The sequence below is a fragment of the Streptomyces sp. NPDC101191 genome, from assembly GCF_044767915.1.
Lineage (GTDB): Bacteria > Actinomycetota > Actinomycetes > Streptomycetales > Streptomycetaceae > Streptomyces.
This window is the reverse complement of record NZ_JBIWOU010000001.1, coordinates 724,341-736,292: the sequence shown is the minus strand read 5'-3', so window position 1 is coordinate 736,292 and position 11,952 is coordinate 724,341. Positions and strand designations below refer to the sequence as shown.

Below are 11,952 nucleotides of genomic sequence, written 5' to 3'. Positions count from 1 at the left end.
GCGTCCCGTTCACCCTCCGAAGTCCGGCGCGGTCCTCCCCCGGAATCCGACCGTTCCGTCATCGTCCTGCCTCCGATCCGTGGCCGCGTCCGGCTCCGGACCGGGCGTGCGGATGTCGGCCCGGCCGCCCTCGGTCCCGCGGACCGCGTCCAGGGCCTTCCGGGACCGCCGTTCGACCAGGATAGGGAGGTACGCCCTGATCCGGGCCTGTTCGAAGTGGTCGTAGGAGGCGGCGACCGCGGCCTCGACCGCGGCCGTGTCGACCGAGGGGTAGGCGCTCGTCAGCCGCGCCACGAGATCCCTGAGGGAGGGCGACTCGTCCGACGGCCCGGAGGACGGCACTCCGGACGGCTCCTCGCGACCGGGCTGCCCGGCCGCTCCGCTCGCCGCCGGCGCCTCGCCCGGCACCGCTGCCGCGGGCCTCCCGGTCGCCTCGGACGTCATGGCCGCGGCGGGCGTCCCCGTCGGGGTTCCGGGAAGACGACCGGTCCCCTCGGCAGGACGGTCGGGGCCGACGGGCGGAGTCCGCTCCTCCACCGTCATGGCCACACCCATGCCACGTCCCACGACCTCCCGACCGTAGAACCACCCGACCCGCCGTCGTCGCGGGAAGGCCCGTCAGGTTCATTGTCGGCGCGCCCGGACAAGATCGCTCTCCGGAGGGACACCCCGCTCGGGACGGCCGGGGGACCCCGCCGGCCGAAGGGCGTCGGCCCAGCGTGTGTCAGGCCGAGGGCGTCGGCGCGACCACCGGGACCCGCAGCGGCGCGCGGAAGGAGAGCAGCCCGAGGGTGGGCGCCTGGGCCGCTTCGGGTGCGAGCCGGACGCCGGGCAGGCGGCGGGCCGCCGCGCGCAGGGCCACGGCCGCCTCCGTACGCGCCAGGGCCGCCCCCGGGCAGCGGTGGCGCCCCACCCCGAAGGCGAGGTGATGGCGGATGTTCGCGCGGCCGGGGGCCATCCGCCCGGGGGCGTCGAAGACGTCCGGGTCCGAGCCGCTGCCCATGAGCATCAGCAACAGCTCGGCACCGGCAGGCAGTTCGACGCCGCCCAGTTCCAGCGGGCGCGCGGTCACCCGGCGCCACGACGTGACGGGCGGCTCGCGCCGCAGCACCTCCTCGACCCACGCCTCGGCGAAGCCCTCCTCGTGTGCGGGCCGCGGCCACACCCCGGGCTCGGCGAGTGCGCGGCGCAGAACGGTGGAGATCAGCTGTCCGGTCGTGGACTGCCCGGCGATGAAGACGAAGAAGCACGCCCCGACGGCGGTCCGCGGATCCAGCAGCGTCCCGTCGGGCAGGCGGTGCCGGGCCAGGGCCCCCACGAAGCTGTCCTCCGGCGCGGGCCTGCGGCTCACGAGCTCCGTGAGCCACTGGTGGAACTCCCCGACCAGCTGCGCCAGTTCGAGTCGGCGGGCGGGCGAGGGGCGCCCCCAGAAGAGCTCCAGGGAGGCGTCGCTCCAGCGCACCAGCGTGGCGGCGTCCAGATTCTCGATGCCGAGGAGCTCCATCATCACCCGGCAGGGCAGCGTGTGCGCGAACGCGGAGAAGAGGTCGCTCTCCCCGGTGCCGCCGAGCTCCTCCAGCACCGAGTCGAGCAGTTCGTCCGCGATCCGCTCGATCACCGGGACGGCGGCCGCCACCCGCTGGGCGTTGAAGAAGCGCGTGACGACGCGGCGCAGGCCCGCGTGACTCTCGGACGCGTTGTTGGCCAGCGCGGGGCGCAGCCGGAAGCCCGCCCGGGCGAGGACCCGAAGCACCGGGACGCCCAGGGGCGTGACCGCGTTCTGGGCGTTGTCCGGCCGGAAGGCGGCCGGATCGAGGAGCACCCTGCGGATGTCCTCGTAGCGGCTGACCAGCCACAGCCCGGTGGCGGGATCGTGGTGGACCGGAGCCTCGGACCGCAGACGGTCCAGCCAGGGGTACGGGTCGCCGACGAAGCCCTCGTCGAAGAGGTCGAGCAGCCCGAAGGGGTCCTGCGGGGCCGCCCCCGCGATCGTCGGGGCGACCGAGCGCTCGTACGGGCAGGATCCGGCGGCAGCCGGAGAGGACGCGGGCGCGGTGAGGGCGGAAGTCACGCTCGCGGACGCTAGCACGCGCCCGCGCCCGGAGCGGGCGGTGTGTGCGGGGGATCACTACGCGCGATCGCCCCAGGCCACGCGGCCATGCTCACCACCCCGCTCGCTCCGCACCAGCGCCGCCGTGGCCCGCGCGGGCGTCCCTCATGTCGGCGCTGGTGGAGCCCTTCGTGCGGAGACGCCCGGAACTGGCCGGATGGGCCTGTCCCCGACGGTCCGCACGGCTCGCCGGGGACCGTCCGCCGACCCGCGCGCGATCGCGATGTCGAGGACGATCCCGCAGCCCACCCCGCAGCCCACCCCGCAGGACGAGCACACCGCCCGCGCGCGGACCGTTACACCCCCCCGCCCGCCTGACGGGCGAACGGTGTGAGATCAGGCCGACGCGGGGGTGTAGTGGCCGGCGTCGTCGCCTTCGACGATGTGACTGAGCGTGCCGTCGACGGCGGCCGGGACGTCGCCCGCGACGGTCACCCGGTGCAGCAGGCGGGGCAGGTCGCCGTAGTCGTCCGGGGCGTAGTGCTGGGTGATGCGGTTGTCGAACAGGACGAGGTCGCCCGGCTGCCAGGCCACCCGCAGGATGTTCTCGGGGCGGGTGACGTATCCCTGGAAGATGCGCAGCAGGTCACGGGATTCGGAGGGGCCGAAGCCGATGATGCTCTGGGCGAAGCCTCCGATGAACAGCCCGCGCTCCCCGGTCTCGGGATGCACGCGGACGACCGGGTGGGCGGTGCGGTAGGTGCGGGACACGAACCGCCTGCGGTGCTCGGCCGCCTTCTCGTTCTTCGGGGCGGCGTAGTCGTAGGCGTTGGTGTGCACCGCCCACAGCTTGTCGGCCAGCTCGCGCAGCGGCTCGGGCAGGTCCCGGTACGCGGCCGCGGTGTTGGCGATGAGGGTGTTGCCGCCGTACGGCGGGACCACGATGCTCCGCAGCGTGGACGCCTTCGGCGGGGTGCGGACGAAGGTGACGTCCGTGTGCCAGTGGTTGGCGCGGATGCCTTCGTCGCCGTCGACGGGCAGGATCTCGGGCCGGCCCTCGACGGACGGCACGGTCGGGTGCGCGGTGGTCAGCGGGCCGAAGAGGGAGGCGAAGCGGAGCTGGCCCTCCTCGTCGAGCTGCTGGTTCCGGAAGACGAGCGCCTTGTGCTCCAGGAGCGCGGCGTTGATCTCCGAGACGACTGCGGGGGCGAGGTCGCTGCCGAGGTCCACGCCGACGATCTCGGCGCCGATACGGCCTCCGATCCTGCGGACGTCGAAGGCGGTGCTGGTGGTCATGTGCGGGGTCCTTCCGTGAAGGTGCGGGTCAGGAGATGGAGAGGTGAGGCGAGGAGAGGTGAGGCGAGGGGAGGTGAGGCGAGGGGAGGTGAGGCGAGGGTCGTGAGGGGCGGGGGACGTGAGGGCTTGGGGCGCCGGTGGTCCCGGGGAGGCCCGACTCGTTCACAGGGACCGTCCCGCCGCCGCGGTCGACCGGCCGGCGGGGCGCGCCAGCCCGTAGTGCTCGCGAAGGGTGCGGCCGGTGTACTCGGTGCGGAACAGGCCGCGGCGCTGCAGGATCGGCACGACGTGGTCGACGAAGTCCTCCAGTCCGCCGGGCAGATGGGGCGGCATGATGTTGAAGCCGTCCGCGGCGCCCTGGGTGAACCACCGCTGGAGCTCGTCGGCGATCTGCTCCGGAGTGCCGGCGAGGACGCGGTGGCCGCGCCCGGCGCCGAGGCGGGCGATGAGTTCGCGCACGGTCAGGTCGTCGCGACGGGCGAGTTCGGCGACGAGCGTGAAACGGCTCTTGTTGCCGTTGATGTCCCGCTCCTCGGGCAGGTCGGGCAGCGGCCCGTCCAGCGGCACTCCCGTCAGGTCGGTGCCGAGCATCCCGGACAGCTGGGCGAGCCCGTACTCGGGGATCTGCAGCTCCGTCAGCTCCTGCTCCAGGGCGCGTGCCTCGGCCTCGGTCGGGCCGATGACGGGGGCGATGCCAGGGAGCACCAGCAGCTGGTCCTCGTCGCGGCCGTGGCGCGCGAGCCGGGACTTGAGGTCCTTGTAGAAGGCCTGGCCGTCGGCAAGCGTCTGCTGGGCGGTGAACACGGCCTCGGCGTACTGCGCGGCGAACTCCTTGCCGTCCTCCGACGAACCGGCCTGCACCAGCAGCGGGTGGCCCTGTGGACTGCGCGGAACGTTCAGTGGCCCCCGCACCGCGAAGTGCTCGCCGCGGTGGTCGATCTCCCGCACCCGGTCGGTGTCCGCGTAGACGCCGCGCTCACGGTCGAGCACGATCGCGTCGTCCTCCCAGCTGTCCCACAGCTTGGTGGTGACCTCGACGAACTCCCGGGCCCGCGCGTAGCGCAGCCGGTGCTCGAGATGCTCGTCGCGGCCGAAGTTGCGGGCCTCGTTCTCGGTGCCGGAGGTGACGATGTTCCAGCCGGCACGGCCGCCGCTGATGTGGTCCAGGGAGGCGAACTTGCGGGCGGTGTGGAAGGGCTCGTTGAAGGTGGTGGAGACGGTGGCGATCAGGCCGACGTGCTCGGTGACCGCCGCCAGCGCGGACAGCAGGGTGAGCGGTTCGAGGCCGCCGAGCGCGTTGTACCGGGCGTTCCCCCACAGGGCGAGACCGTCGGCGAGGAAGACGGAGTCGAGCAGGCCGCGCTCGGCGGTCCGCGCGAGCTGCTGGAAGTAGCGCAGATCGGTGATCCGCTCGGGCTGGGTGCGCGGGTGGCGCCAGGCGGCGTCGTGATGGCCGGCGTTCATCAGGAAGGCGTTGAGGTGCAGGCGGCGGGGGCTGGTCGCGGTCATGGGCTTCCTCGGGTCGGGGCGGTGGGACGACCGGCGTGGCGGGACGATCGGGGCGGGGAGGGTCGGGGGGCAGGTCGGGCCAGGCCGGCCAGGTCGCGCCAGGCCAGGCCAGGTCGAGCCGTGCCGTGCCCGGCCGTGCCGTGCCGTGCCGGGCCGGGCCGGGAGGGTGGTGGCCCGGTCATGGCCGGGTGGGAGGCCGGTCAGGGGCCGGTCAGGAGCCGGGCGAGACGCGCCAGGAGCTGAGCCGGCGTTCCAGGGCCACCAGGAGCTGGTTGAAGGCCACGCCGATGGCGGAGATCGTGACGATGCCCGCGTACATCTGGGGGATCGCGAAGTTGTACTGCGAGGCGTTGATCAGGTAGCCGAGGCCCGCCTTCGCACCGATCATCTCGGCGGCCACCAGGACCAGGATCGACACCGCTCCTGCGAGCCGGATGCCGGTGAAGATCACCGGCACGGCGGAGGGGAGGATGACCTTCTGGAACAGCCGGGGCGCGGACAGGTCCATCGACCTCGCGAGCTTCAGCAGCGTGGGGTCGACGTTCCGTACGGCGCTGATCGTGTTGAGCAGGACGGGCCAGGCGCACGCGTAGACCACGATGGAGATCTTCGAGGTCTCCCCGATGCCCAGCAGCAGGACGAAGACCGGCAGCAGGGCCAGGGCGGCGGTGTTGCGGAACACTTCGAGGAGCGGGCCGAGGAGTTCGGCGACGGGCCGGTACCAGCCGATCAGCAGACCGAGGGGCACGGCGAGGGCCAGGGCCAGCCCGAATCCGCTGAACGAGCGCACCAGACTGGCGTAGGTGTGGTCGGCGAGTTGCCCGTCGGCGGCCAGCTCCCACCAGGCGACGGCCACCTCGCTGAACGGCGGCAGGAAGACCCGGTCGACCAGTCCGAGCCGGGGCGCGGCCTCCCACAGCAGCAGGAGGGCCGCGATCGCGGCGGACTTGGTGGCACCGGTGACCAGGAGGGTGGCGAGCCGTCGGACCGCCCGGCGGACCGGTGCCGGCCGGGCCGGGAGTCGGAGCGACGGTCGCGGCGGTGGGGACGGGACGGCATCGGACGGGACGGGACCGGGCGAGGCGGGAGCGGCTGCGGGGGAGGCGGACGTTGACGGCGCGGTCGCGGAGGAGGCGGACGGCGACGGGGCGGGCGGGGAGGGTGCCGGATCGTGGGGGGCGTCGGCGGGGCTCTCCGCAATGGGCGGGGGAGTCTTCTCGGTGGTGGTCCGGGTGGTGAGGCTCATGCGGTTGCCTCCTGCTTCTCCAACTGCTGGGCCCTGGCCACCTCGTCGTGCAGAAGGGACCAGATCCGGTGCCGGTGGTGGGCGAACTCGGGGCTGGAACGGATGTCGTCCGTTCCGGTGCGGGGGCCGAGGGTGACCGGCACGACCTGCTTGACGCGTCCCGGCCTGGACGTCATGACGGCGACGCGCTGTCCCAGGTAGACGGCTTCGTCGATGCTGTGCGTGATGAAGACGACGGTCTTTCCGGTCCGTTGCCAGATGCGGAGCAGTTCGTCCTGCAACGACTCGCGGGTCTGGGCGTCCAGTGCGGCGAACGGCTCGTCCATGAGCAGTACGTCGGGGTCGTAGGCGAGGCTGCGGGCGATCGCCACCCGCTGCCGCATCCCGCCGGACAGCTCGTGCGGATGCCGGTTCTCGAACCCGGCGAGGCCGACGAGGTCGAGGAACTCCCGTGCTCGTCCGCGCCGTTCGCGACGCGGTACGCCGGTGGCCTCCAGGCCGAACTCGACGTTGCCCAGTGCCGTGCGCCAGGGCAGCAAGGCGTACTGCTGGAAGACGATCCCGCGGTTCAGGCCGGGACCGGTGACGGGCTCGCCGTCGAGCAGGATCCGTCCGGACGTGGGCCGGGCGAGGCCGCCCAGCAGATCCAGCAGGGTCGACTTGCCGCAGCCGCTGGGACCGACCAGGACGACGAACTCACCCGGCGCTACCTGCAGGTCGATGTCCTCGACCGCGGTGAACTCCCTGGACCTTCGGGTCCCACCCGCCGTCCGCTTCGGATCCCTGACCGTGAAGTCCTTGCGTACGCCCTCGAACACGATCTTGGGTGCGGTGGATGCCGGCATGGGATCAACTCCCGCTCTTCGACGCGGAGGGAGCCGGTGAGGCGGGCTTCGCCGCACCGCCCCGACCGGCCGTGTTGAAGTCGTTGGTGTAGAGGTCATGCAGTGTGACCTGACCCTTGCGGATGTCGCCGCGCTCGGACAGCCAGTCGATCCAGAGCTGGAGCTCCTTGCCGTCGATACGGCCCGTCGGATCGGCGACGCCGTAGGACCGCCAGTACCGGAGGGGCGCCGTGTCCTCGTTGCGTCCGCGCTTCTTCACGATGTCCGTCATCCGGGCGACGACCTCGTCGCGCGGAGTGGTGCGCGACCATGCGATGGCCCGTCCCACGGCGGTGACGAACGTCCTTGCCGTGTCCGGATTCTGCCGGAGGAAGCGTTCCGTCATCACGTAGGAGCCGGCACTGAAGGCACCGAGAAGTTCGAAGTCCGTGAACAGCGGGCGGATTCCGCCTGTGGCCAGGGCCTTGTCGCGCAGGATTCCTCCGAGCACGGCCACGTCGATCTGTTTCTGGCGCAGCGACTGCTCGGTGTTCACCGGAGGCACCACCAGCGGCTCGACCTTGTCGACGTCCGCCTCGGACACGCCGCCACGCTGGAGATAGATGTCGAGCATGGCCTCCGCGTGGGCTCCGAGCGTGTTCATTCCGACCTTCTTCCCGGCCAGGTCGCGGGCGGATCGGATCGGGCTGTCGTCGAGCACGTAATAGCCGCTGTAGGCGTCCTTGTCGGAGCCGTAATAGCTGATGACCGCTTTGATGGGAGTCTTGTTGGCGGCCAGTTTGACGACCGCGCCGTTGAACGCCCCGCCGAAGTCCGTCTGCCCGGTGGCCGCGGACTGGATGTCCTGCGGCCCGCTGATCGTGTTGCCGACCCACTCCAGCTTCACGTCCTCCAGGTAGCCGAGGTCCTCGGCCAGCTCCGGCAGGATGACCTGCCCCGCCCAGCCCTGGTACCGCAAGGTCCGGGTCCGGCCCGCGCCGGACGCCCCCGAGGCGGAGGTGCCGCAGCTCACGGCGGCCGCCGAGAGGCCGAGCAGAGTCAGGAACTGTCGTCGGGTCGACGCCGTCGTGGTCATGGAAAGTCCTGTTCACGTGAAAGGGAGCGGCTGGGGGAGCTGATGCCGCGCTCTTCTGCGGGTACGGCAACGGGCTCCACGACGCGTCGCCTGGCGACCCCGGGGAAACGCGCTGCCGGAAACGGCGCGTCAGGGACCGGAAAGGCGGTGCATTCGCGGAGAGCCGGAAACGGCACCCCGTCGGAGAAATCCTCCGAAGAGGTGGAAGAGCGGGGGCGGAATCCGCAGCGGCACGGTCGAGAACTCTTGACCGGCCGTGAAGAGAGCAGAGGAGATACGCCTTTCGGCGGTTCTACCGGCCGACGGCACAGATGGCGCTGGCTTGACGTCGCAGATCGACGTGGAGCCGCGCGGCGAGGATGTCTGACGCGCTCACGACCAAGAGGCTGGCAGCGAAATCCGGACGCGTCAACGTCTCTTCCCCCTGCGTCTCGCATAGTGAATCGAGCTACATACGCGTGAAGTGCGGCGTTCACAACCGGCCCCCTGCCCGCGCCCGCGACGCGGTCCTCGCCCGCCCGCGACGCCGTCCCCGGACGCCTGGACACCACCCCGCCCGCCAGCCATCGGTCGGTCCTGCCGCCCGTCGGTTCCGTCCTGTCGGCCGTGGTTCCGTCCAGTCGGCCCTGGGTTCCGTCCGGCGGCCCGTCGGTCCGTCCGGTCGTCCCCGGAGGCGCCCGCCCGTAGGCTGGAAGGGCCGGGGGCGTCCGGTGCGAGGTGGGTGAGTACGTGGCGGGGTCACTCGGCCAGGGAGCGGCCACGGCGGTGGGCACCTTCCGGTACGTGGGGCGCCGTCGTGAACTGGACCTGCTCCTGGCCGCCGCACGGCACCCGCCCGCCGTCGTGCTGATCGAGGGCGAGGCCGGCATCGGCAAGTCGCGGCTGGTCGGCGAGGCCGCCGCGGTGCTGCGCGCCGAAGGCCGGCCGGTGCTGACCGGCTTCTGCCAGCCGCTCCGCGAGCCCTTCCCCTACGGACCGGTGTCCGACGCGCTGACCAAGGCCGGTCCCTGGCTGCCGGAGGGCGCCCTGCCCGACGCCGTCGGCGCCCTGGTCCGGCTCCTGCCCGGCCTGGCGGACCGGCTCCCGCCGGCGCCCCCCGCGACCGGAGGGGAGCAGGCCGAACGGCTCCGGCTGGTCCACGGCGTGCGCGCGTTCCTCGCCGCGCTCGGGCCGACCGTGCTCATCATCGAGGACATGCACTGGGTCGACGAGGCCACCAGGGACCTGCTCCTGCTCCTCGCCCGCGACCTGCCGGACCAGCTCGGCCTCGTACTCACCTACCGTGCCGAGGACCTGCCCCCGGACACGTCGGTGCTCGGCGCCGCGTACCGCCACCCGTCGGGCGCGGGCGGCGCCGTGATCAGGCTCGGCCCGCTCACGGCGGAGGAGACCCGGGAACTGGCCTCCGCCGCGCTGGGCCCCGTCGCCACGCCCGCGCTGGCGTCCGCACTCCACGAACGGAGCGAGGGCCTGCCGCTCGTCGCCGAGGAGGACCTGCTCACGCTCGCCGGGCAGGGCGGCACGATCGACCAGCGGGAGGCGGTGCGCCGCCTCCAGGACACCGACGTGCCGAAGGGCCTGCGGGAGGCGGTCACCGAGCGGCTGGTGGCCCTGTCGGAGGCCGGTGCGGCGATCGTCGACGCCGCGGCCGTGCTCGCCGTCCCCTCGGACGAGGCGCTGCTCGCCGCCGTCGCCGGGCTGGACGCCGAGACCGGTACCGAGGGGCTGATCGAGGCCTTGCGCAGCTCGCTGCTCCGCGAGACGGAGGACCACCGCTACGCGTTCCGCCACGTCCTCGCCCAGCAGGTCGCGTACGGGCACGTCCCGGCGCCGCGGCGGGGCCGGCTCCACCGGTCGGCCGTGGCGGCGCTCGGGGCACGCACACCGGCCCCGCTCGTACAGATCGCCCACCACACCCTGGCGCTCGGCGACCGCGCCGCGTGGCTGCACCGGGCCGAGGAGGCCGCCGAGCAGGCCGCCGCGGTCGGGGACCAGGGCACGGCCGCCGCACTGCTCCACCGGATCCTCGACGAGCCCGACCTCGACACCGCGCGTCGCTCCCGGGCGGCCACCGCGCTCGCGCGGATCGCCTACAACGGGGTCGACTTCACCGCCGGGGCCCAGCTGCTGCGGCGGCTGGTGGGTGACCCGCACCTGCCGAGGGCGGTCCGCGGGGAGATCCGCATGGGCCTCGGACTGCTGTTGCTGAACGAGGCCGCCTCCCCCTCGTGGGTGCGCGAACTCGAACGCGCGGTCGAGGAGCTCGCGGAACGTCCCGTCACGGCGGGCCGGGGGATGCTCGCCCTCGCGCTCGACGAGCGTGCCGGGCCCGAGTGGTCCGCACGCTGGATGGAACGGGCGCGGCGGACACTCGCGGACAGCGGGGACGAGGGCCTCCGGGTCGCCTTCGACGCGACGCGACTGACGCTCCTCGGCTGGCAGGGGGACCACACGCTCTGGGACCTCCTCGACCGCCTGCCGCGGGACGCGGACTCCCCGGCCCGGCTCTGGCAGACCGCCCGGGCGCTCCACAACGTCGCCGAGGCGGCCATCGCCCTCGGACACGACCGCCGCGCCGCCGCACTGGTCACGGAGAGCCGGCAGCAGGGCCGCCGGGCCGGCGCGGTGATCGTGGAGTGCTACGGGCGCGTCCTCGAACTGTGCCTGGACACCCTCGCCGGGCGCTGGGACGGCCTGGAGGACCGCTTCGACGCCCTCATCGCCGCCTATCCGGACATCGGCGTGCCCCGCGCGGAACGCCTGCTCGCCCTGGGCACGCTGGCGTTCGCGCGCGGGCAGCGCGGCGCGGCGCTGGAGCGGTTCGCCGAGGCGGTGCAGCACGGGGAGCGCCAGATCGCCGTGGGGACCGAGCTGCGCGGCACCGCCGGCCTGATGTCCGTCCGGCTCGCTCAGGGAGCCGAGCAGGAGGCCTGGGCCGCGGCCGGGCCCGCCCTCGCCGTACTCCGGCGCGCACAGGCCTGGACCAAGGCGACCGGCCTCGTCCCCGCGGCCGTCGAGGCCGCACTCGGCTGCGGCGACCGCGCCTCGGCCGAGCGGCTCGCCGAGGAGGTGCGCGAGGGGATCCGGGGCCGGGACGCCCCCGCGGCGACGGCCGAGCTGCACCTGGCGGACGGACTGCTGCTGCTCGCCGCCGACCCCGGGCGCGCGGCCGAGGAGTACGCGGCCGCGCATCACGCCTGGCGGGACGTCGGACGCCCGTACGAGGCGGCGCGCGCCGCCGAACGCCAAGGCCGGGCGCTCGCGCCGGCCGGCAGGCCCGAGGAGGCCGCGGCGGCCCTGGCGGCGGCCGCCGACTCGTACTCCGCCCTCGGCGCCCCCGCCGATCTCGCCCGCTGCCGGCACCTGACGGCGGACCTCGGCCTCACCCGGCCCGGGACACCGGGGCGCCGCGGCTACGGGGACCGGCTGTCACCGCGTGAACGGGAGGTTGCCGAACTGCTGGCGACCGGCGCCACCAACCAGGCCATCGCGGACACGCTCTACCTCTCGCCGCGGACCGTCGAGAACCACGTGGCCCGCGTCCTGCGCAAGCTCCGCACCACTCGCAAGGCCGTGGCGGACGCGCTGGGGGAGCCGGGGCCGGACGCCTGACGCACCCCTGGCGGCTCGGAGGGGCCGCCACACCTCTCCCCGGCCCGCGCGGCCGGAGTCCGCGGACGCGGCGAAGCGGGCGCACCACGCCCGCCACCTGCCGTACGTGCCGAGCCCGCGTACCCGGCACAGGGCCACACTCCCCCCAGCCGGCCACGCCCGGCGGCGCAGACCCGGCCCGGACGGGCGGCGGCGCCCCGGCGGGCGTGCCGGCACCGGAGTCCGCGTACCCGGCACAGGGCCACACTCCCCCCAGCCGGCCACGCCCGGCGGCGCAGACCCGGCCCGGACGGGCGGCGGCGCCCCGGCGGGCGTGCCG

At 73.8% G+C, this 11,952-nt stretch carries 9 protein-coding genes; 1 reads left to right on the top strand and 8 read right to left on the bottom strand.

Annotated features, from left to right (window positions below; translation table 11 throughout):
- Positions 1 to 9 precede the first annotated feature (9 nt).
- The 8 genes from ACIRQF_RS03295 to ACIRQF_RS03260 form a co-directional block, all read right to left on the bottom strand.
- On the bottom strand, positions 10 to 342 hold the full coding sequence (locus ACIRQF_RS03295; RefSeq protein WP_404088386.1) for a three-helix bundle dimerization domain-containing protein: 333 nt from the start codon (positions 340 to 342) through the stop codon (positions 10 to 12).
- 382 nt (positions 343 to 724) lie between these two features.
- On the bottom strand, positions 725 to 2,071 hold the full coding sequence (locus ACIRQF_RS03290; RefSeq protein ID WP_404088384.1) for a cytochrome P450: 1,347 nt from the start codon (positions 2,069 to 2,071) through the stop codon (positions 725 to 727).
- Between the two features lie 375 nt (positions 2,072 to 2,446).
- Entirely contained in the window at positions 2,447 to 3,346 is a 900-nt protein-coding gene (locus tag ACIRQF_RS03285; protein ID WP_376628251.1) for a TauD/TfdA dioxygenase family protein, read from the bottom strand.
- Positions 3,347 to 3,508: 162 nt separating this feature from the next.
- Positions 3,509 to 4,855: an LLM class flavin-dependent oxidoreductase gene (locus tag ACIRQF_RS03280; RefSeq protein ID WP_404088382.1), complete on the bottom strand. Its 1,347-nt coding sequence runs from the start codon at positions 4,853 to 4,855 to the stop codon at positions 3,509 to 3,511.
- A gap of 211 nt (positions 4,856 to 5,066) precedes the next feature.
- Positions 5,067 to 6,101 (bottom strand): ABC transporter permease, encoded by a 1,035-nt coding sequence (locus ACIRQF_RS03275; RefSeq protein ID WP_404088380.1) that lies wholly within the window; start codon positions 6,099 to 6,101, stop codon positions 5,067 to 5,069.
- Positions 6,098 to 6,946, bottom strand: a complete 849-nt coding sequence (locus ACIRQF_RS03270) for an ABC transporter ATP-binding protein (RefSeq protein WP_382487126.1) — start codon at positions 6,944 to 6,946, stop codon at positions 6,098 to 6,100. Before ACIRQF_RS03270 ends, ACIRQF_RS03275 begins: the two co-directional genes overlap by 4 nt.
- Before the next feature lie 4 nt (positions 6,947 to 6,950).
- The gene (locus tag ACIRQF_RS03265; RefSeq protein ID WP_376628245.1) at positions 6,951 to 8,021 is read right to left on the bottom strand and encodes an ABC transporter substrate-binding protein; all 1,071 of its coding nucleotides are present in this window, start codon (positions 8,019 to 8,021) and stop codon (positions 6,951 to 6,953) included.
- A 292-nt stretch (positions 8,022 to 8,313) separates the two neighbouring features.
- Positions 8,314 to 8,397, bottom strand: a complete 84-nt coding sequence (locus tag ACIRQF_RS03260) for a putative leader peptide (protein WP_376628462.1) — start codon at positions 8,395 to 8,397, stop codon at positions 8,314 to 8,316.
- 353 nt (positions 8,398 to 8,750) lie between these two features.
- Here ACIRQF_RS03260 and ACIRQF_RS03255 point away from each other — a divergent pair, with 353 nt between their 5' ends.
- On the top strand, positions 8,751 to 11,633 hold the full coding sequence (locus ACIRQF_RS03255) for an AAA family ATPase (protein ID WP_404088377.1): 2,883 nt from the start codon (positions 8,751 to 8,753) through the stop codon (positions 11,631 to 11,633).
- The last annotated feature ends 319 nt before the right edge of the window (positions 11,634 to 11,952 follow it).

What these genes read in the sequence shown, in the direction of transcription:
- ACIRQF_RS03275 (WP_404088380.1), bottom strand. Translation starts at nt 6,101, where the DNA reads ATGAGCCTCACCACCCGGACCACCACCGAGAAGACTCCCCCGCCCATT.
- ACIRQF_RS03285 (WP_376628251.1), bottom strand. Translation starts at nt 3,346, where the DNA reads ATGACCACCAGCACCGCCTTCGACGTCCGCAGGATCGGAGGCCGTATC.
- ACIRQF_RS03265 (WP_376628245.1), bottom strand. Translation starts at nt 8,021, where the DNA reads ATGACCACGACGGCGTCGACCCGACGACAGTTCCTGACTCTGCTCGGC.
- ACIRQF_RS03270 (WP_382487126.1), bottom strand. Translation starts at nt 6,946, where the DNA reads ATGCCGGCATCCACCGCACCCAAGATCGTGTTCGAGGGCGTACGCAAG.
- ACIRQF_RS03280 (WP_404088382.1), bottom strand. Translation starts at nt 4,855, where the DNA reads ATGACCGCGACCAGCCCCCGCCGCCTGCACCTCAACGCCTTCCTGATG.